Annotated in this window: 17 protein-coding genes; 5 read left to right on the plus strand and 12 right to left on the minus strand. The window is 69.9% G+C overall.

Annotated features, from left to right (window positions below):
• The first annotated feature begins 116 nt into the window (after window positions 1-116).
• Window positions 117-1,790: an OFA family MFS transporter gene (locus H566_RS0120470; protein WP_051379075.1), complete on the plus strand. Its 1,674-nt coding sequence runs from the start codon at window positions 117-119 to the stop codon at window positions 1,788-1,790.
• 88 nt (window positions 1,791-1,878) lie between these two features.
• Here H566_RS0120470 and H566_RS0120475 read toward each other — a convergent pair whose 3' ends face one another.
• From H566_RS0120475 to H566_RS0120495, 5 genes are all read right to left on the minus strand, one after another.
• Window positions 1,879-3,867, minus strand: a complete 1,989-nt coding sequence (locus H566_RS0120475) for an AMP-binding protein (protein WP_084545335.1) — start codon at window positions 3,865-3,867, stop codon at window positions 1,879-1,881.
• 116 nt (window positions 3,868-3,983) lie between these two features.
• Window positions 3,984-5,135: an acyl-CoA dehydrogenase family protein gene (locus H566_RS0120480; RefSeq protein ID WP_028312898.1), complete on the minus strand. Its 1,152-nt coding sequence runs from the start codon at window positions 5,133-5,135 to the stop codon at window positions 3,984-3,986.
• Entirely contained in the window at window positions 5,128-6,306 is a 1,179-nt protein-coding gene (locus tag H566_RS0120485; protein WP_028312899.1) for an enoyl-CoA hydratase/isomerase family protein, read from the minus strand. Before H566_RS0120485 ends, H566_RS0120480 begins: the two co-directional genes overlap by 8 nt.
• On the minus strand, window positions 6,303-7,199 hold the full coding sequence (gene mmsB, locus H566_RS0120490; RefSeq protein ID WP_028312900.1) for a 3-hydroxyisobutyrate dehydrogenase: 897 nt from the start codon (window positions 7,197-7,199) through the stop codon (window positions 6,303-6,305). The genes H566_RS0120485 and mmsB overlap by 4 nt, the downstream gene beginning before the upstream one ends.
• A gap of 19 nt (window positions 7,200-7,218) precedes the next feature.
• Window positions 7,219-8,763: a CoA-acylating methylmalonate-semialdehyde dehydrogenase gene (locus H566_RS0120495; RefSeq protein ID WP_034412654.1), complete on the minus strand. Its 1,545-nt coding sequence runs from the start codon at window positions 8,761-8,763 to the stop codon at window positions 7,219-7,221.
• A gap of 126 nt (window positions 8,764-8,889) precedes the next feature.
• Between H566_RS0120495 and H566_RS0120500 the strand changes: the two genes are divergently transcribed.
• Window positions 8,890-9,789, plus strand: a complete 900-nt coding sequence (locus H566_RS0120500; protein ID WP_028312902.1) for a LysR family transcriptional regulator — start codon at window positions 8,890-8,892, stop codon at window positions 9,787-9,789.
• A gap of 286 nt (window positions 9,790-10,075) precedes the next feature.
• On the opposite strand, the gene H566_RS29275 is transcribed toward H566_RS0120500, so the two are convergent.
• The 4 genes from H566_RS29275 to H566_RS0120510 all read right to left on the minus strand — a co-directional run bounded on the left by H566_RS29275 (window position 10,076) and on the right by H566_RS0120510 (window position 13,064).
• Window positions 10,076-10,534, minus strand: a complete 459-nt coding sequence (locus tag H566_RS29275) for a hypothetical protein (protein WP_156924528.1) — start codon at window positions 10,532-10,534, stop codon at window positions 10,076-10,078.
• A 5-nt stretch (window positions 10,535-10,539) separates the two neighbouring features.
• Window positions 10,540-10,947 (minus strand): transglycosylase SLT domain-containing protein, encoded by a 408-nt coding sequence (locus tag H566_RS28650; RefSeq protein ID WP_169732562.1) that lies wholly within the window; start codon window positions 10,945-10,947, stop codon window positions 10,540-10,542.
• Between the two features lie 124 nt (window positions 10,948-11,071).
• Entirely contained in the window at window positions 11,072-11,839 is a 768-nt protein-coding gene (locus tag H566_RS0120505) for an ABC transporter ATP-binding protein (protein ID WP_084545337.1), read from the minus strand.
• Window positions 11,832-13,064 (minus strand): lipoprotein-releasing ABC transporter permease subunit, encoded by a 1,233-nt coding sequence (locus H566_RS0120510; protein ID WP_034412309.1) that lies wholly within the window; start codon window positions 13,062-13,064, stop codon window positions 11,832-11,834. The genes H566_RS0120505 and H566_RS0120510 overlap by 8 nt, the downstream gene beginning before the upstream one ends.
• A gap of 122 nt (window positions 13,065-13,186) precedes the next feature.
• Between H566_RS0120510 and H566_RS27820 the strand changes: the two genes are divergently transcribed.
• Together H566_RS27820 and recJ are read left to right on the plus strand one after the other, a co-directional pair.
• Entirely contained in the window at window positions 13,187-14,413 is a 1,227-nt protein-coding gene (locus H566_RS27820) for a hypothetical protein (RefSeq protein ID WP_051379076.1), read from the plus strand.
• Window positions 14,413-16,107 (plus strand): single-stranded-DNA-specific exonuclease RecJ, encoded by a 1,695-nt coding sequence (recJ, locus tag H566_RS0120520; RefSeq protein ID WP_034412311.1) that lies wholly within the window; start codon window positions 14,413-14,415, stop codon window positions 16,105-16,107. Before H566_RS27820 ends, recJ begins: the two co-directional genes overlap by 1 nt.
• A gap of 15 nt (window positions 16,108-16,122) precedes the next feature.
• On the opposite strand, the gene H566_RS0120525 is transcribed toward recJ, so the two are convergent.
• Complete coding sequence (locus H566_RS0120525) at window positions 16,123-17,514, minus strand: DUF1631 family protein (RefSeq protein ID WP_245591432.1); 1,392 nt, start codon at window positions 17,512-17,514, stop codon at window positions 16,123-16,125.
• Window positions 17,396-18,715, minus strand: a complete 1,320-nt coding sequence (locus H566_RS30260; protein WP_084545338.1) for a DUF1631 family protein — start codon at window positions 18,713-18,715, stop codon at window positions 17,396-17,398. Before H566_RS30260 ends, H566_RS0120525 begins: the two co-directional genes overlap by 119 nt.
• Before the next feature lie 130 nt (window positions 18,716-18,845).
• Here H566_RS30260 and prfB point away from each other — a divergent pair.
• Window positions 18,846-19,950, plus strand: a protein-coding gene (prfB, locus tag H566_RS26745; RefSeq protein WP_156924530.1) for a peptide chain release factor 2 whose coding sequence is annotated in 2 segments (ribosomal slippage) — window positions 18,846-18,926 and window positions 18,928-19,950 — 1,104 coding nt in all. Because the reading frame shifts where the segments join, the coding sequence is not laid out codon by codon here.
• 28 nt (window positions 19,951-19,978) lie between these two features.
• On the opposite strand, the gene H566_RS0120540 is transcribed toward prfB, so the two are convergent.
• A complete protein-coding gene (locus tag H566_RS0120540; RefSeq protein WP_028312909.1) occupies window positions 19,979-20,578 on the minus strand; it encodes a hypothetical protein in 600 nt (199 codons plus the stop codon).
• Window positions 20,579-20,652: the final 74 nt, after the last annotated feature.

Below are 20,652 nucleotides of genomic sequence, written 5' to 3' on the forward strand. Positions count from 1 at the left end.
GCACCGGCGCGCGGCATAGTCGCGCCCGGACAGCGACCGGGCGCCGTCCATTTCCCCCAATGAATCCGGGCCGCCAGCCGGCCCGGGCACGCCCCGATCGAGGGCGAGGAGACGACATGTCAGCTTCACAGCAGGCGGCCAGCGCGCCGCTGCATCACGGCGACGCCGGCTTCCTGAGCAAGGAACGCATCATCGCCAGCCCGGGCTTCAACCGCTGGCTCGTGCCGCCGGCGGCACTTGCCATCCATCTGTGCATCGGCATGGCCTACGGCTTCTCGGTTTTCTGGCTGCCGCTGTCGAAGGCGCTCGGCGGCAGCAAGCCGATCGACTGCGGGCCGGACGCAAGCTTCTTCACCGAGCTGTTCACCACGAGCTGCGACTGGAAGGTCTCCACGCTCGGCTGGATCTACACGCTGTTCTTCGTGCTGCTGGGCAGCTCGGCCGCGATCTGGGGCGGCTGGCTGGAGCGCGTCGGGCCGCGCCGCGCGGGCGTGGTCAGCGCCTGCTGCTGGTGCGGCGGCATGGTGGTGTCGGCGCTGGGCGTCCACTGGCACCAGTTCTGGCTGATGCTGCTCGGCTCGGGCGTGATCGGCGGCATCGGCCTGGGGCTGGGCTACATCTCGCCCGTGAGCACGCTCATCAAGTGGTTTCCGGACCGGCGCGGCATGGCGACGGGCATGGCGATCATGGGCTTCGGCGGCGGCGCGATGATCGGCTCGCCGCTCGCGGCCGATCTCATGAAAGCGTTTGCAACGCCCGACGATCCGGGCGTGTTCCAGACCTTCCTGGTCATGGCCGCCGTGTACTTCGTGTTCATGATGGCCGGCGCCCTCGGCTACCGCGTGCCGCCCTCGGGCTGGACGCCGGCCGGCTGGACGCCGCCCGCCCCCGGCGCGCAGAAGAAGCTCGTCACCCACGGCCATGTGCATGTGCGCAAGGTGTGGGGCATCCCGCAGTTCTGGCTCGTGTGGATGGTGCTGTGCATGAACGTGTCGGCCGGCATCGGCGTGATCGGCATGGCCAGCCCGATGCTTCAGGAAGTGTTCGGCGGCAGCCTGATCGGCGTGCCGGCGAAGTTCGGCGAACTCGACAAGGGCCAGCTCACGGCGATCGCGGGCGTGGCGGCGGGCTTCACCGCGCTGCTGAGCCTGTTCAACATCGGCGGGCGCTTCTTCTGGGCCAGCCTGTCGGACAAGCTGGGCCGCAAGCTGACCTACATCGTGTTCTTCGTGCTGGGCGGGCTGCTGTACGCGAGCGTGCCGGGCAGCGCCGGCGCGGGCAGCAAGCTGCTGTTCGTCGGCGCCTTCTGCGTGATTTTGAGCATGTACGGCGGCGGCTTTGCGACGGTGCCGGCCTACCTGGCCGACTTGTTCGGCACGCAGATGGTGGGCGCCATCCACGGCCGGCTGCTCACCGCCTGGGCCACGGCCGGCATCCTCGGGCCGGTGGTCGTCAACTACATGCGCGACTGGCAGCTCGGCATGGGCATCCCGCGCGAGCAGGTCTACAACCAGACGATGTTCATCCTCGTGGGAATGCTGATGGTCGGCCTCGTGTGCAACCTGCTCGTGCGGCCGGTGGCGGACAAGCACTTCATGACCGACGCCGAACTGGCCGAGGAAAAGCGCCTCGCGCATGACAAGGCGGCGGCGAACGAAGCCGGCGCGGTGACGATGAGCTTTCACCGGAGCAATCCGGCGGGGGCGGTGCTGGCGTGGGTGGCGGTGGGCATCCCGCTCGGCTGGGGCGTGTACCGCACGTTTGTGAGTGCGGCGAAGTTCTTCAACTGATCGCGCGCTCCCGTCGGGCGATGTCCGACGGGCCTGGAAAGGTCGTGGTTTGCAAGGGTTTGCAAGCCACGGCCTTGCAAAGCAGGCCTCAGCCAGCCACGAGTGCGCGCGTCGCCACCCTGATCTCCTCCAGCACCCCCGCATCCTCGATCGTCGCCGGCACCGCCACTTCCTTTCCGTCGGCAATCCCCGCCATCGTCGCGCGCAGGATCTTTCCCGAGCGCGTCTTGGGCAGGCGCTCGACCACCAGCGCCTGACGGAAGGCCGCGACCGGCCCGATGCGATCGCGCACCGCCGCCACCACTTCGGCCGCGACCGCCGCATGCGCACGCGCGACGCCCTTCTTCAGCACCACGAAGCCCACCGGCACCTGGCCCTTGAGCGCGTCGGCCATGCCGATCACCGCGCACTCGGCCACGTCGGGATGGGCGGCGAGCACTTCCTCGATCGCGCCGGTCGAGAGGCGGTGGCCGGCCACGTTGATGACGTCGTCCACCCGGCTCATCACGAAGATGTAGCCGTCGGCGTCGATGCAGCCGGCGTCGCCGGTCTTGTACCAGCCGGGCAGGTCGCGGAAGTAGGCGCGCTCGAAGCGCTCGTCGGCGTTCCAGATGGTCGTGGCGGCGCCGGGCGGCAGCGGCAGGCGCACCGCGAGCAGGCCGGTTTCGCCGGGCGCGACTTCGCGGCCGTCGGCGTCGAGGGCGTGGATGTCCCAGCCGGGCACGGCGCGCGTGGGCGAGCCGTGCTTGACCGGCAGGCGCTCGATACCGAGCGGGTCGGCGGCGATGGGCCAGCCGGTTTCGGTCTGCCACCAGTGATCGACCACGGGCACGCGCAGATGGGTCTCGGCCCAGCGCAGGGTGTCGGCGTCGCTGCGCTCGCCGGCGAGGAAGAGCGCGCGGAAGTCGGGCAGGTCGAGGCCGCGCAGCAGGGCGCCGTCGGGGTCTTCGCGGCGGATGGCGCGAATGGCGGTGGGCGCGGTGAGCAGCACCTTGACGCGGTGCTCGCGCAGCACGCGCCAGAAGGCGCCGGCGTCGGGCGTGCCGACCGGCTTGCCCTCGTAGAGCAGCGCGGTCGCGCCGGCGAGCAGCGGGCCGTAGGTGATGTAGCTGTGGCCGACCTGCCAGCCGATGTCCGACGCGGCCCAGAACACGTCGCCGGGGTCGATGTCGTACACGGCCTTGACGCTCCAGAGCAGCGCGACGGCGTGGCCGCCGTTGTCGCGCACGATGCCCTTGGGCTGGCCGGTGGTGCCCGAGGTGTAGAGGATGTAGAGCGGGTCGGTGGCCTCGACGGGCACGCAGTCGGCGGGCGTGGCGCGGGCGTCGAGCGCCTGCCAGTCGTGGTCGCGGCCGGGCGTCATCGCGGCGGCGCATTGCGGGCGCTGGAGCACGACGACGGCGGGCACGGCATGGCGCGCGCGGGCGAGCGCGGCGTCGAGCAGCGGCTTGTATTCGACGACGCGGCCGGGCTCGATGCCGCAGGACGCGGTGACGACGGCCTTCGGCGTGCAGTCGTCGATGCGCGTGGCCAGCTCGGGCGCCGCGAAGCCGCCGAACACCACCGAATGCACGGCGCCGAGGCGGGCGCAGGCGAGCATCGCCACCACCGCCTCGACCACCATCGGCATGTAGATGACGACGCGGTCGCCGCGCCCGACGCCGAGGTCGCGCAGCACGCCGGCGAAGCGCGCGGTGCGGGCGAGCAGCTCGGCGTAGCTCACGCGCGTGGCGCGGCCGTCGTAGGCGCTGTCGTGGATGAGCGCGGTGCGCGCGCCGTGGCCGGCGAGCACATGGCGGTCGAGCGCGTTGAAGCAGGTGTTGAGCTGGCCGCCGGGGAACCAGCGGTTGAAGGGTGCGCGGCTGGCGTCGAGCGCCGCGTCCCAGGGGCGCAGCCAGTCGATCGCGGCGGCGCGCTCGGCCCAGAAGGCGGCGGGGTTGGCGCGGGCGGCGTGCTGGAGGCGGTCGAGCGCGCCGGTGTTCGGGGCGGCGGCGGGCGCGGGCGGCACAGGCGTGGCGTCGGCGGCGGGCGTTTCGCGGGCGCGAGCGGGGGCCGCTGCCTCGGTGGACAGTTCCATGGTCGTCTCCTCTGGTGCTGCGGTGTGGGTGTCGCGCCGGTCTGCCGCCGGCGTCGGTGGCCGTCGCGGACGGGCCGCGACGACGGGGAGCCGGGGCGCCGCCCGGCCAGCGGAGGTCAGCCGATGTCGCGGCCGAGTTCGCGCGCGATCAGCATTCGCTGGATCTCGCTCGTGCCTTCGTAGATCTGCGTAATGCGCGCGTCGCGGTAGTAGCGCTCGACGGCGTAGTCGGCGAGGTAGCCGTAGCCGCCGTGGATCTGCACCGCCGCCGAGCACACGCGCTCGGCCATCTCCGACGCGAACAGCTTGGCCTGCGAGGCTTCGGACAGGCAGGGCAGGCCGGCCTGCTTGAGCCGCGCCGCGTGCAGCACGAGCAGGCGCGCGGCGTTGATCTGCACCTTCATGTCGGCGAGCTTCTCGGCGATAGGCGCGTGCTCGTGGATCGGCCGGCCGAACTGCACCCGCTCACGCGAATAGCGCAGCGCCGCCTCGAAGGCCGCGCGCGCGATGCCGAGCGCCTGCGCGCCGATGCCGATGCGCCCGCCCTCCAGGTTGGACAGCGCGATCGACAGCCCGCGGTTGCGCTCGCCGAGCAGATTGGCCGCCGGCACGCGCACGCCGTCGAGCGCGACCGCGCAGGTGTCCGATGCGCGGATCCCCATCTTGTGTTCGACGCGCTGGATGGCGAAGCCGGGCGTGTCGGTCGGCACGAGGAAGGCCGACAACCCCTTCTTGCCCAGCTCCGGATCGGTCACCGCGAAGACGATGGCGAGCTTCGCCCGCTTGGCGTTGCTGACGAACTGCTTGGCGCCGTCGATCACCCAGTCGCCGTTGCGCAGCACGGCGCGGGTGCGCAGGTTGTGCGCCTCCGAGCCGGCCTGCGGCTCGGTCAGGCAGAAGCAGCCGATGGCCTCGCCGCGCGCGAGCTGCGGCAGCCAGGCGCGGCGCTGCTCGTCGTTGCCATGGGCGAGCAGCGGCCCGCAGCCGACCGAGTTGTGGATGCTCATGAGCGCGCCGAGCGCGCCGTCGCCGGCCGAGATTTCCTCGACCGCGAGCGCGTAGGACACGTAGTCGGTGCCGGCGCCGCCCCAGTGCTCGGGCACGACCATGCCGAGCAGGCCCAGCCCGCCCATGCGCGCGACGGTGTTGCCGTCGATCCAGCCGTCGCGCTCCCAGGCCTCGGCGCGCGGCGCGACCTCGTTGCGCGCGAAGTCGCGCGCCATGTCGCGCACCATGCGCTGCTCGTCGGTGAGTTCGATGTCATGCATGCGGCACCTCGGCGGTGGCGGGTTGGAAGAAGGCCGCGACCTCGGCATCGGTCACGTCCTCGATGCGGGCGTGGCGCCAGCGCGGCGCGTTGTCCTTGTCCACGAGCAGCGCGCGCACGCCCTCGATGAAATCGCCGTGATCGAGCCAGCGGTCTGTCAGCGCGAGTTCCATCGCGAAGCAGTCGGCGATCGGCAGCGTCCGGCCGCGCCGCAGCTGCTCGAAGGTGACGCGCACCGCGAGCGGGGAGCGGTCGCGCAGCAGGGCGAGGGTGTCGCGGGACCAGGTGGCTTCGGCTTCGGTGACGGCGGGCGTGGTGGCCGCGCCCTCGCCGCTCGCGGACGCGGTGGTTTCCGGGGCACCGACCCGCGCGGCGGCCGCCAGCGAGGCGAGGATGCCGGCCACGTCGGAGCGGCCGAAGTGCCGGTCGATCGCATCGCGCAGCGCGGGCAGTTGCGCGCCGTCGGGCGGCGGCGCCTCGTCGAGCGCGATCGCGCGCGCGGTCGGCCCGAGGCGTTCGGCCAGCTCGCGCAACAGGAGGGCGTCGGGCACGGCGCCCCAGGGCTGGGTCGCGAGCAGCGTGACGAGCGCGTCGCCGTCGATGTCGCCGGCGAGGCAGTCCGCGAGGCCGGCGACGATCGCATCCGCGCCGCCCACCGCGCGCCCCGTCAGGCCGAGGTAGAGCCCGAGCGCCCCCGGCAGTCGCGGCAGGAACCAGCTCCCGCCCACATCCGGAAAGAAGCCGATGCCCACCTCCGGCATCGCGATGCGCGTGCGCGGCGTGGCAATGCGCAGCCGCGCGCCCTGCGCCAGCCCCATGCCGCCGCCCATGACGATGCCGTCCATCCAGCACACGACGGGCTTGGCGAAGCGGTGGATCGCGAGGTCGAGCCGGTACTCGCGCGCGAAGAACAGCTGCGGCTCGTCGCCGCCCGCGAGATGCGCCGCCCGCAGCGCGCGCACGTCGCCGCCCGCGCAGAAGGCCTTGCCGCCCGCGCCGCGCATCAGCACGGCCTTGACCGACGCATCCGCCGCGAAGCCGTCGAACGCCGTCTGCAACGCCCGCACCATGCCGAGCGTGAGCGCATTGAGCGCCGCCGGCCGGTCGAGCGTGACGATGCCGAGCGGCCCGTGGCGCTCGACGCGCACCGCCGGGTCGAGGGCGGTGGTCATGCCTCGCCCCCGCGCCGGTAGTTGCGCACGATGGCCGAGAAGTCGAGCCCGCCATGCCCCGCATGGCTGAAGCCCTGATAGAGCTGCTGCGCGAGCGCGCCGAGCGGCACCGGCTGGCGCGCAAGCTTCGCGGCCTCGGTGGCGAGGCCCAGGTCCTTGAGCATGAGGTCGGTGCCGAAGCCGCCGCTGTAGCCGCGCGCGGCCGGCGCGGTCGGCACCACGCCCGGCCAGGGGTTGTAAACCTCGCTGCTCCAGCAGCGCCCGCTCGACGTGTTGATGATGCCGGCGAGCGTGACCGGGTCCATGCCCAGCGACACACCCAGCGCCATCGCCTCGGCCACGCCGGCCATCGTGATGCCAAGCAGCATGTTGTTGGCGATCTTGGCGACCTGGCCGTTGCCGCCCGCGCCGCAATGCACGAGGTTGCGGCCCATCGCCGCGAGCACCGGCTTGGCCCGCGCGAAGTCCTCCTCGGCGCCGCCGACCATGAAGGTGAGCGTGCCCGCCTCCGCGCCGCCGGTGCCGCCCGATACCGGCGCGTCCAGCATCGCGTGGCCGGCGCGCGCCGCCTCGGCGGCGACGGCGCGCGCGCTGTGCGGATCGATCGTCGAGCTGTCGATGAACAGCCGGCCGCGCGGCGCGCGCGCCAGCAGCCCGTCGGCGCCGAGGTACACCTCGCGCACCTGCGCGGCGGCCGGCAGCATCGTGATGATGATGTCGGCGCCCGACGTTGCAATCGCTTGCAAGCCGCTCACCGCCTCGCCGCCCGCCTGCGCGAAAGCCTCGCGCGCGGCGGGCGCCGGGTCGAAGCCGATCACCTCGTGGCCGGCCTTCAGCAGGTTGCGCGCCATCGGGCCGCCCATGTTGCCGAGGCCCAGGAATCCGATCTTCATCGCGTGCTCCTCCGCCGCTTCACTTGAGGCTGATGGTGGTGTTGACGCCGGTGGTCGTGTCGTCGTCGAACCAGCGCTGCGTGACCGTCTTGGTCTGCGTGTAGAACAGGATCACCTGCTTGCCGTAGGGGCCGAGATCGCCCAGCTTCGACGCGCGCGAACCGCTGAACGAGAACAGCGGCACCGGCACCGGAATCGGCACGTTGATGCCCACCTGCCCCACGTCGATCTCCTCCTGAAAGCGCCTTGCCGCCGCGCCCGATTGCGTGAACACCGCCGTGCCGTTGCCGTTGGGATTGGCGTTGATGAAAGCGATTGCATCGTCGAGCGTGTCGGCCTCGGCCAGCAGCAGCACCGGGCCGAAGATTTCCTGGTCGTAGATCGCCATGCCCGGCTTCACGCCCGAGAAGATCGTCGGGCCGACGAAGTTGCCCGCCGCGTCGCCGGCCACCTCGGGCGAGCGGCCGTCGAGTTCGAGCGTCGCGCCCTCGGCCAAGCCCTGCTCGATCAGCCCGAGCACGCGCGCCTTGGCCGCGCGCGACACCAGCGGCCCCACGTCGATGCCGGGCCGGTCGCCCGCGCCCACGCGCAGCGTGCGGGCCTTGGCCACGAGGTCGGGAATCCAGTTGCGCGCCGCGCCCACGAGCACCACGGTGGTCAGCGCCATGCAGCGCTGGCCCGCCGCGCCGAAGGCCGCGCCGGCGATGGCGTTGAGCGTCTGCTCGCGATGGGCGTCGGGCAGCACGACGCCGTGGTTCTTCGCGCCCATCATGCATTGCACGCGCTTGCCGGCGAGGCTCGCGCGGTGGTGCACATGGGTGCCGACGCCCGTCGAGCCGACGAAGGAAACGGCCTTGATGTCGGGGTGGTCGCAGATGGCGTTGACGGCGTCCTCGCCGCCGTGGATGACGTTGAGCACGCCGGGCGGAATGCCGGCTTCGAGCGCGAGTTCGGCCAGGCGCATCGTCACCATCGGGTCCTGCTCCGAGGGCTTGAGCACGAAGGTGTTGCCGCAGGCGATCGCCATCGGAAACATCCACAGCGGGATCATCGCGGGGAAGTTGAACGGCGTGATGCCGGCGCACACGCCGATCGGCTGGAGCAGCGTGTAGGTATCGACGCCGCCCGCGACGTTGTTGGCCAGCTCGCCGAGTTGCAGGTTGCCGATCGACGCCGCGTGCTCCACCACCTCCAGGCCGCGGAACACGTCGCCCTCGGCGTCGGGCAGCGTCTTGCCCTGCTCGGCGGTGAGGATCGCGGCCAGCTCCTTCATGTGCTCGCGGATGAGCTGCTGGTACTTGAGGAAGATGCGCGCCCGGGCGCCGATGGCGGTCGCGCGCCAGGTCTTGAACGCGGTCTTCGCGCTCTCGACGGCAAGGGCGATCTCGTCGGCGGTGGCGTAGGGCACGCGGGCGAGCACCTGCTGGGTCGCGGGGTTGACCACGTCGCGCCAGACGGTCGTCTTCGATTCGACGAAGCGGCCGCCGATCAGCAGCTTGACGGTGGGCACGGCCGCCTCGGCGGCGCTGGCGGCGCGCTCGGGCGCGGCGAGTTCGTTGGGCATCGCGGTCTCCTCGTTGATGGTGACGGCCATGCTAGGTGGGCAAATTTCCAGACACAACGCGGCCCGATGCAGGTCTGATCTGCAAAAATCCACAGCCGATTCGGCCATTCACGAGGGAAAGCGCGCATGGACTGGGACAACCTCCGCTACTTCCTGGAGCTGTCGCGCAGCGGCCGGCTCGCGGTGGCCGCGCGCCGGCTCGGCGTCGATCACACGACCGTCTCGCGCCGCGTGCAGGCGCTGGAGACGGCCGTCGGCCAGCCGCTGTTCGTGCGTGAGGCCGGCGGCCATGTGCTGACCGAGGCCGGCCGGCGCCTGCTGCCCCAGGCCGAGGTGATGGAAAGCGCCTGCCTCGCGATCGAGCCGCAGCCGGGCGCGGCGGCGCTCGACGACCGGCTGTCGGGGCTGGTGCGCATCGGCGCGACCGAGGGCTTCGGCACGCGGGTGCTGGCGCCGGCGCTCGCCGCCTTCGGGCAACGCCATCCGCATGTGGCGGTGGACCTGCTCGCGGTGCCGCGCCTCGTGAGCCTGTCGCGCCGCGAGGCCGACATCGTCGTCACGCTCGAACGCCCGGCGCGCGGCCCCTATGTGCTCACCCGCCTGACCGACTACGCGCTGCGCGCCTATGCCTCGCCCGGCTATCTGGCCGCGCACGCGCCCATCAAGGGGGTGGACGACCTGCGCCGCCACGCCTTCGTAGGCTATGTGGACGACCTGCTGTTCAGCCGCGAGCTGCACTTTCTCGACGACCTGTGCCGGCCCGAGCGCTTCGCGCTGCGCAGCACCAGCGTGCTCGCCCAGCACGAGGCGGCGGCCAATGGCGCGGGCGTCGCGATCCTTCCCGCCTTCCTCGCCGACGGCGACGCCCGCCTCGTGCCCGTGCTGCCCGCGCAAACACGAGTGATCCGCACCTTCTGGATGACGATGCCGGAGGAAATCCGGCATCTCGCGCGGATGCGGGCGGTGTGGGAGTTTTTGAAGGGGACGGTGGAGGGGCAGCGGGGGCGGTTGCTGGCGGAGGGGTGATCACCTTCCGACCCGCACGGCAAACTCGCTCCTTGAATATGCCGTCGGACTCGCAAGCACAAAGTCGGCACCAACCTTCCGACGAGTTCAAAGGAATTTGCTCGATCAATCAGGCACGCGGCATGAACGACGCCCGGATTCATTCGGCGCGATTCATTCGAACCGCTCACAAGGCCGGAAGCTGTCGCCCGAACCCTTCAGAGCACTTTTTCCGAACGACTGTGAAATTGCCCGACCTTCCGATTGAATGAAAATTCACCCGATCGAATCTAGAGCACTCTCCACTTCAGCTTCCAAGCCGCGTCGAGAAAACGCTCTTCACATCATCAGGAAGTACCGACCAATCATCGGAGTTTCCGTAAAACCGTGATGACACGCGCTCTTTCGAGCGATTGAACAACGCTACCCAGAGTCTCCCATCGGGCTCGCTGAACACGAGAACGGCAAAATCGGCAGAACACTCGTGCGGCCTGCATTTCTCGACGATCAGATACCCACCCGTCCTCCGCACCGGGGTTTCGACATCGAATTCCGAAAGAGTCTTGAGTTCGTGCCGAGGCAGCAATTGACCGAGCGCAGCCTTGATCTCGGGAATCGACAACATGGTTCTCCCGGAAGGCGCAATGCGGTCCGAGGGGTACTTTCCGATCCAATCGGATAAATCAGGCAAGGCGAGAACAGCATGCGATGGCAGCCACGCTCCGCTCAGCGCAAGAAAAATAAAGGACGAGGCAATCTTCTTCATGAGGATCACATGTGAATCTTGTGAAGAGCCACCATCGGATGTTCGGAGTCATTTTTCAGGCAGTCTTCGCAAACTGTTATTGATTTCGTGTAGCCCTTTCCGGTTCCGAAACTGACGTCAACGCCACCAAGCCTGTTTTTGGCAATGTCAAGATAATACGTACCACATTGAATTGCCTTGGCAGCGTCGGTCATCTCCGCATGCTCGAAGTGAACTCCCGCCGGGGTGTTCTTGTTGACCATATCCACCGCGCCTATCGTCATCTGCATGAGACCCGTGGCGGAGGTTTTTGAATTCCTTGCTTCAGAATTAAAATTGGTCTCTTTCCAGATCAGGCAAATGACAAATTCATCAGAAAACTCCTTTGACCGGTTGTTTTCTGCCACCAGCGCCTTGATGTCGTCGTAGATCATTTTCGAGAAAAGCGTCTTTCTTGTTGAGAACCTCAAAGCAAGACTGCATTTCCAGATTACCTGCTCACGCGTATCTGTCGACACTGTCATGTCAGTCCATTGTTGACATCGACAGAGGCCGGTTTCAGGAGATATCCCGGCTTCCGAGATTCACCAGCCGATCCGCCCGTCGCGCCAGCTCCCGGTCATGCGTGACGAACACGAGGCTGCTTCCCAACCGCGCATTGAGCGACACCATCAGCTCGAACACGCCCTCGGCCGTCTCGCGGTCGAGGTTGCCGGTCGGCTCGTCGGCCAGCACGCAGGCCGGATCGGTGACGAGCGCCCGCGCGATCGCGGCGCGCTGGCGTTCCCCGCCTGACAGCTCGCCGGGCGTGTGGCCGGTGCGATGCCCGAGTCCGGCCGCCTGGAGCATCGCCGCCGCCTTCTCGCGCGCCTGCGCCTTGGGCATGCGGCGGATGAACAGCGGCATCGCCACGTTGTCGAGCGCGCTGAACTCGGGCAGCAAGTGATGGAACTGGTACACGAAGCCGAGCGAGCGGTTGCGCAGCTCGCCCAGCTTCACCTCGTCGAGGCCGGCATAGGGCCGGCCGAGCAGGCTGACGCTGCCGGTCGTGGGCCGGTCGAGCCCGCCGAGGATGTGCAGCAGCGTGCTCTTGCCGCTGCCGCTCGCGCCGACGATGGCGACGCTCTCGCCCGCCTTCACGCCGAAGTCCACGCCGCGCAGCACTTCCACCGCGTCCGGCCCGCTGCGATAGACCTTGCCCACGCCGCGCGCGACGAGCACCTCGGTGCCGGGCGCGATGCCGCCGGCGCGCACCTCGGCACCGGCAGCGATTCCACCGGCCCGGGCGCCCTCGCCCGCCCCCGCGTTCCGCTGGAGATCATTCATAGCGCAGCGCCTCCGCCGGTTGCACGCGCGACGCGCTCCAGCTCGGGTAGAGCGTGGCCACGAGGCTGAGCGCGATCGACACCGCGCCGATGGTGAGGATGTCGCTCGCCTGCGGATCGCTCGGCAGGCTGCTGATGAAGTACACGTCCTTGGGCAGGAACTGCACGCCCAGCGCATGCTCGATGACGGGCACGACGGTCTCGATGTTGTAGGCGACGAGCGCGCCCAGCGCCACGCCGAGGAAGGCGCCCGACAGCCCGATCAGCGCGCCCTGCACCACGAAGATCTTCATGATCGAGCGCGGCGACGCGCCGAGCGTGCGCAGGATGGCGATGTCGGCCTGCTTGTCGGTCACGGTCATCACGAGCGTGCTCACGAGGTTGAAGGCGGCCACCGCCACGATGAGCGCGAGGATGATGAACATCATGCGTTTCTCGGTCTTCACGGCCGCGAACCAGGTCTTGTTCTGGCGCGTCCAGTCGAGGATGTAGAGGTGCTCGGTGAGCGTCTGGGCGAGGTCCTGCGCCACCTCGGGCGCGAGCTGCATGTCGTCAAGCTTGAGCCGCACGCCGCTCGGGCCACCGGTGCGGAACAGCTTGGCCGCGTCGTCGAGCGCGACGAGCGCGAGCGTGGCGTCGTACTCGTAATGCCCGCTATCGAAGATGCCCGCGACCGTGAACTGCTTGAGCCTCGGCACCACGCCCGCCGGCGTGACGCTGCCTTCCGGCGCGATGAGCGCGACCTTGTCGCCGACGGTCACGCCCAGCTCGCCCGCGAGGCCCTTGCCGAGCACGATGTTGAACTGGCCCGGCCCCAGGTCGGCGAGGTTGCCGACGCGCACTTCCATCGCGAGGTCGGACACGCCGGGCTCCAGCGCCGGATCGATGCCGCGGATGAGCGCGCCCTTGAAGGTGTCGCCGCGGGCCATCATGGCCTGGCCCTGCACGTAGGGCGCGGCGGCGATCACATGCTTGTTGCGGCGGGCTTCGTCGGCGGTCTTCTGCCAGTCGGGCAGGCCGCCCTCGGGCGCGAACACCTCGACGTGGGACAGCACCGAGAGCATCCGGTCGCGCACTTCCTTCTGGAAGCCGTTCATGACCGACAGAACGATGATGAGCGCGGCGACGCCGAGCGCGATGCCGGCCATCGAGATGCCGGAGATGAAGGAAATGAAGCGGTTGCGTCGCGCACCGCGCCGCGCGCGGGTGTAGCGCAGCCCGATCATCCACTCGAAGGATTGGAGGAAGGACACTGGCGGGGGGCTTGGGAAGGAGGGAAGCCGTCGGGGCCAGGCCCCGGGGCGCGGGCGAGTCTGCCATAGAATCCCCGGCCCACCCGGACGCCCTCATGCAACTGCTTGTACCCGACCTGCTCGTGCCGCGCGCCGTCGCGCCCGAGGTTCTCGCCGACCTTCAACTGCCCGCGCTGCAGGCGCTCATGGCCCAGACCCGCCCGCTCGCGCGCGAGAGCGCCGACGAGGTGAAGGCGGCCGGCGGCCCGGTGCAGTTCAGCCGGCCGGCGTCGCGCTGGCTGGCGCGGCGCTTCGGCATCGCGCGGCCGGAAGGCATCGACGGGCCGATCGACGAAGGCGCGGCGCTCGCGGCGCGCGCCGCCGCCGCGCACCGTGGGGGGCGCGGCATCGCGCGCGGGCCGATCGTGCCGAGCGCCCTCCCCGAGGCGGCGCTGCGGCTCGCGGCGCTGGGCGTCGATCCCGGCGGCAAGGCCTGGTGGTGCGTCGAGCCCTGCGCCTACACCGCCGCGACCGACCATGTGGTGCTGTCGCTGCTGCGGCCGGGCCTGACGGCCGACGAGGCCGCCGCGCTGCTCGACGCGATCCGGCCCTCGCTCGAACCGCTCGGCATCGAGCTGCTCCAGCCGACGCCGGACGAATGGTTCCTGCACTGGCCCGCGCTCGACCCGCTGCGCACCGCCGAGCCGCTGCGCGCCCTCGGCCGCAACATCGACCTCTGGGGCGCGCGCGGCCCGAGCGGCGAATACGACCCGGTCGCGCGCCACTGGCGCCGGCTGCACAACGAGATCCAGATGAGCTGGCACGAGCATCCGGTGCTGGCGGCGCGCAAGGCGCGCGGCGCGGCCGAGATGAACGGGCTGTGGGTGCATGGCGGCGGGGCGCTGGGGTGGGTCGGCGCGGCGGGCGGAGTGGGCCTCGCGGCCGGCGCGCACGGCAAGCCTGACGTGGCGTCGGCTGCCGCCGCCAACGCCTTGCCCGCCGCCCTCGCCCCGCGCCCCGACCAGCTCGCCCTGCGCGCCCTCGCCCGCCTGACCTGCGCCGCCGAAGCCCCGCGCCGCCCCGACGCCGACGCCCTCGTCCTGCTCGACGAACTCGAAATCCCCGCCGCCCGCGAGCAATGGGCCGACTGGCGCGCCGCCATCGAGGCGCTGGAGCGCGACTGGTTCGCGCCGCTGCTCGCCTCGGGCCGGCGCGTCGAGCTGATCGCCTGCAGCGAGCACGACTGGCGCGCCTTCGGCATCGGCGCGGTCGCGCGCTGGAAGTTCTGGGCGCGCAAGGGGCTGCTCGACACGCTGGCGGTCGAACCGCCGCAGGAAGACTGATGACCGACACCTCCGCCCCGCCGCGCTTCGTCGTGCGCCCACGCGATCCGCGCAAGGAAGACGCGCTCGTGCGCGCCGGCATGCATCCGCTGCTCGCGCGCCTGTATGCCCAGCGCGGCTGCTCGACGCCGCCGGTCACGGGCATCGGCAAGTTGCTGCCGCCGACCGACATGCTCGGCCTGCCCGACGCCGCCGAGCGCCTCGCCGACGCGATCGAGGATGGCGAGAAGCTGCTCGTCGTCGCCGACTACGACTGCGACGGCGCCACCGCCTGCGCCGTAGCCGTGCGCGGCCTGCGCCAGCTCGGCGCCGAGGTGGACTACCTCGTGCCCAACCGCTTCGAGACCGGCTACGGCCTGTCGCCGCAGGTGGTGGACCTCGCCCTGCCGCGCCGCCCCGATCTGATCGTGACGGTGGACAACGGCATCGCCAGCCACGAGGGCGTGGACTACGCCAACGCCCACGGCATCGAGGTGATCGTGACCGACCACCACGCGGTCGGCGCCACGCTGCCCGACGCGCGCGCGATCGTGAACCCGAACCAGCCGGGCTGCGGCTTCGCGTCGCGGGCACTCGCGGGCGTGGGCGTGATGTTCTACGTGCTGATCGCGCTGCGCGCCGAGCTGCGCCGGCGCGGCCGCTTCACGGCCGAGACCCAGCCGCGCCTCGACCGGCTGCTCGACCTCGTGGCGGTCGGCACCGTGGCCGACCTCGTCAGGCTCGACGAGAACAACCGGCTGCTGGTCAAGCTCGGGCTGGAGCGGCTGCGCTCCGGCCAGGCCAATCCGGGCATCTCGGCGCTCGCGCGCGTGGCCGGGCGCGAGCTGCGCAAGCTTTCGACGGCCGACATCGGCTTCGGCATCGGGCCGCGCATCAACGCCGCCGGCCGGCTCGCCGACATGTCGATCGGCATCGAATGCCTGCTCACGGACGACCCGGCGCGCGCCTTCGACCTCGCGGGCGAACTCGACCGCATGAACGCCGAGCGCCGCCTGGTGCAGGACGCGATGCTCGACCGCAGCGCCGACCTGCCGGTCGCGCCCGACGCCCCCGCGATCGTGCTGACCGACCCGAGCTTCCACGCCGGCGTCACCGGTCTCGTCGCCACCAAGCTGAAGGACCGCCATCACCGGCCGGCGATCGTGTTCGCGCCGAGCGCGGACGGCGCGACGCTCACCGGCTCGGGCCGGTCCATTGCGGGCCTGCATCTGCGCGATGCGATCGACCTCGTGACCAAGCGCGCGCCGGGCCTCGTCGAGCGCTTCGGCGGGCATGCGATGGCGGCGGGGCTGACGATCGGCGCGGGCGCGCTCGACACCTTCCGCGAGCAGTTCGTGCAGGTGGTGATCGAGCAGCTCGGCAGCGCGCCGCAGGAGCGCATCGTCACGGTGGACGGCCCGCTGGAGACGGCGTGGATGAAGGCCGAGATCGCCCAGATGCTCGGCGCCGAGATCTGGGGCCAGGCCTTCGACGCGCCGCTGTTCGCGGACGAGTTCGAGGTGATCCAGCAGCGCATCGTGGGCGAGCGCCATGTGAAGGCGTCACTGCGGCTGAACGGCCAGCGCTTCGACGCAATCGGCTTCAACCGCCAGAAGCTGCCGGCGCGCGGCGTGTTCGCCTACCGGGTGGATGCGAACGAGTTCAACGGGCACATCAACACCCAGCTCGTGATCGAGCATGTGACCGAGGCCTGAGAGCCGCCGTGCCGCTCAATCGTCGAGCGGCACCGCGCCTTCCTGGGGATAGCGGGTTTCTTCCAGCGCTTCGAGGATGCTGCTGAAGGCGCGGTCGATGATGGCTCCGCGGTCGATGATGCGCAGCTTGCCGATGCGCAGCCGGTCGGCCAGATGGGTGCCGCTGACGATCAGCGGCGCACTGTTGTAGCGGTTGGTCAGCAGGAAGCGCGTGCGCTGCCCGCTGATCCAGCCCACCTTGTAGACGAAGCGCGCGCCGTCGTCCTTGGTCATTTCGAGGATGGCGCCAGGCACCAGCTCGTCGATCGCGCGGGTGGCCTCGTCGGGCTCCGGCGTGGCCAGTTCCGGCGGCAGGGGCGGCGGGTCGACGGCGGCGGTGCTTTGCAGCAGTGGCTCGCCGATCACCGCGCCGGCCCAGCGATCGTCCAGCGCCGCGAAGAAGGCCGTCAGGTCCGCCGGGGTCATGCGCACCGCGTTGGCGCCGCTGCGCAGCTGGCGCTCGAGATTGGCCATCATCACGAGCAGCAGGCGGCGCTCCTCGGGCACGAACTTGGGCTGGACCGACCAGAGCAGATCGTCGGCGGTCTCGAAGGCGTTCTTGAGGAATTCATGGCCGCTGCCGTGAAGCAGCAGCAACTCGCCGATGTACTCGCACCACTGCACGCGCAGGAAGTCGGCGACGAACTCGCAGGTCGCGTTGTTGCGCAGGCGATCCTCGATGGCGGCGCGCGAGGCGCGCATCGCATAGACGCGGTCTTCCTCGGTGCGAGCGGTGGTCTGCGCGGCCTGGACCTGCTCGGCGGCGGCGGCGCGGGTCTCTTCCTCGGTCTTGCGGATGAACTCGGCAACCTCGTCGGCCAGCTCGCCGAACAGGCCGACGTCCTCGGTGAAGTCGCGCAGCACGCGCGCGACCGTGCGGTCGATGACCTCGTAGAGCGGATCCTCGCGGCCGTCGTACTCCTCCCAGCCGAGGCCGGCCTCGGCCAGCACGTTCACGAGGCGACGCGCCGGGTGGTAGTCGAGTTCGAAGAACTCGGGGTCGATCATCGCCGCCTTCAGCACCGGAATCTGGAGCCGCGACAGCAGCACCTTGATCGCGTCGGGCAGATTCTCGTCGTCGAACACGAAATCGAACAGCCGCGCGACGAGCTCGATGACCATCGAGTCCATCTGCGACGCGCTCTTGCCGATCTCGCTCTCGGCGATGCTGCGGATGACGTTGACGAAGCGACCCGGCGAGCGCAGCGCTACCTCGGCCGGCGACAGCGGGTCGAGATAGGCCGAGGTGTCACCCGCGTTCTCGGCGGCGGCGGGGCTTCCCGGCAGGGCCAGCGCGGTCGCGAAATCGGTGAACGCGCCGACCTGCGCCTGTTGCAGCCGGCCGAGGGCGCTGACCGTGTGGGCGATCTCGTCGCCCGGCACGACGCGGCTCATGGCGGCGTGGGCAACCTGCGCGAACCCGCTCAGGTCGATGTCGCCGACGACCTCCTGCTGCCCGGCCACTCCCGGCGGCAGCCCGATCGACGGCGCCGACTGGCCCGGATCGAAGCCCGGCATGAGCGGATCGCCCTGCACCGGCATCTGCCCTGCGCCGCCCGGCATCGTGCCGGGCTGAGGAAAAGTCTGGGCAGTCATGCCGCCCTGGGCGCCCGGCATCGTCGGCACGCCCTGCCAGGCTGCCGCCTGCTGCTGCGGCATGCCGGTCGGCGGAAAGCATCGGTGGCTCGACAGGCGGCACGGCCTTCGCGCTGCCGAGCTGACGCGTCAGCAACTGCTGCACGCGCTTGAAGAAGCCCGGCTTGTCGGCCGGCGCCGGCGCCGTCTCGGCGGACGGTTCATCCGGCGGCAGCTCGCTCTCCTGCGGATTGATGGTGGTGCCGGCCGGACGGTTGAGCGCGGTCGCGACGCCGAACTTGGCCGGCCCGATCCCGAAGCGCTGGAAGGCTTCGTTGGCCGCCCTCAGCAGCGCGCCGTAATCTCCGAGGATCTGCGGCGTCGAGCGCTCGATGAGGACGCGGTCGTGGTTGGGATCGGTGCGCGTGTCGGTCCAGGCCTCCTCGATCGCTTGGAGCAGGAACTCGGCGCGGAAGGGGTTGGACGAAGGATTGATGTCCTGCATCCCGACCAGGGCCGCGAGTCGCGCGTTGAGCTCGTTGAACGGCTCGTAGTGCGCGCTTTCGATGCGCTTGGCGAGATTGCTCACCACCACCATGCGATCCATGTCGCTCGTCTCGACCAGCGACAACTCGTCGAGACTGACCTTCTTGGGCGTGGTGACGATACCCGGCGTGGTCTGGCGGTTGTTGAGGAAGTCGTCGATCGTCTGGTTGAGCGACGACTGGATCTTGCTTTCGAGCAGTCGCGCGAACGGGATGCGGTGCTCGTACAGCACGCCGTAGGCTGACAGCACCCGGCGCGAATCCTCGGCCGAGGTGGTGCTTTCGGCATACCGGAACATGGCGTCGAGCAGCCGCTCGACCATGCCCTGGATCTGGTTCGCGTAGGCGCCACGGACGGCCCGGGCGGCGCTCTCGAGAACGCGCAGCTGCTGGCTGTGGCTCCCGGAACGGCTGGAGGGCGAGATCAGATCTTTGAAGTTGGATGCCATAGGGATATCAAGAGCGCGCGCATTGTGGGCGACGAGCGATCACTGTGCCAATAGGAAGCGGCCTTAAATCCCATCGGGCGCATCGAAGTGCCGTTGTTATACTCCGCGCCCCTTTTTGCGATACGCAGCCATGGAAGCAGAACGCCTGAATGCCATCGCCGCCCGGCTCGCCGACTTGCGCCAACGCGAGTCCGAGCTGCGGAGGTATCTTTGACTACGACACCAAGCGCACCCGCCTGAGTGAAGTCGTACGCCTGACCGAAGACCCGACCCTCTGGAACGACCCCAAGCGTGCCCAGGACGTGGGCCGGGAACGCAAGTCGCTGGAAGACGTGGTCCTCCAGCTCGATTCCATCGACCAGTCCCTCAACGACAGCAGCGACCTGTTCGAGCTGGCCCGTGCCGAGGAAGACGACTCGACGCTTGAAGCGGTCGAGGCCGATCTCGGCGGCATCGCCGGGTCGGTCGAGAAGATGGAATTCCGCCGGATGTTCAACAACCCGGCCGACCCCAACAGCGCCTTCCTCGACATCCAGGCCGGTGCCGGCGGCACCGAGGCCCAGGACTGGGCCAGCATGCTGCTGCGCCAGTACCTGCGGTACGCCGAGCGCAAGGGCTTCAAGGCGGAGGTGCTCGAAGAGTCGCCGGGGGAAGTCGCGGGCATCAAGAGCGCGACCATCAAGGTCGAGGGCGAATACGCCTACGGCTATCTGCGCACCGAAACCGGCGTGCACCGCCTCGTGCGCAAGAGCCCGTTCGACTCGGCAGGCGGCCGCCACACCTCGTTCGCGAGTGTGTTCGTGTCGCCCGAGGTCGATGATTCCTTCGACATCGAGATAAACCCGGCCGACCTGCGCGTGGATACCTTCCGCGCGAGCGGCGCCGGCGGTCAGCACATCAACAAGACCGATTCGGCGGTGCGGATCACGCACGTGCCGTCGGGCATTGTTGTGCAGTGCCAGAACGACCGTTCGCAGCACCGCAACCGTGCCGAAGCGATGGCGATGCTGAAGTCGCGGCTGTACGAAGCCGAGATGCGCAAGCGCATGGCCCAGCAGCAGCAGCTCGAGGACAGCAAGACCGATGTGGGCTGGGGCCACCAGATCCGCAGCTACGTGCTGGACCAGAGCCGCATCAAGGACCTGCGCACGAACGTCGAGATCGGCAACACCAAGTCGGTGCTCGACGGCGACCTCGACGAGTTCATCTCGGCAAGCCTGAAGCAGGGCGTCTGACGAGGGGCGCGGGCCACGCGCCCGCGCCTCAGCCGGCAAGCACCGCAGGCTGGCTGGTCATCGCTTCCGACACCGCATGCACGCGGGTCGTCATCTCCTCCAGAAAGATCTGCGCCACCTCCGGGCCGACGAAGCGCTCCAGCACCTGGGCCGCGCGTTGCAGCTCGATGCGCAGTTCGCCGAGCCGGCGGCTCGTGTGGATGCGGCCGATCAGATTGGCGGCCGCTTCGCCGGCGAGGCCGCGCAACTGGGCAATCGCCGCCTCGCGCAATTCTTCAAGTGGCGTGCGCTCGGCGGCGATGGTGTCGTTAGCGGCGGTGATGGTCATCGCGACCGTGACCGGCGCGCGCTGGATCGGCAGCGGCACGGCGCTTGCGGGCGCCTCGGCCGGCAGCTCTTCCACATAGCCCGTGGCGACCAGTGCCGCGAGCGTGCCGAACACCGGCAGGATCGGCAGCATCGACTCGATCTCGGCCACGCTGCGTCGACCGTTGACGAGGATGAGCACGCCCCTGACCTTCTGCGGAAGCGAACGCACGCGCTGGCTGAATTCCGCCTCGCCGCGCGGCGTCTTGGTCAACACATCCGACGGCCGCAGCGTGGCCAGCGCGCTCTTGAGTTGGTTCATGACGGGCTTCCGGCGAGAACGCCACAGTTTGAGAAGCCCTTGCTTGTAGGCAGGTGATTTTCCCGCTCCGTGAC

It is taken from the genome of Derxia gummosa DSM 723 (assembly GCF_000482785.1).
GTDB lineage: Bacteria > Pseudomonadota > Gammaproteobacteria > Burkholderiales > Burkholderiaceae_E > Derxia > Derxia gummosa.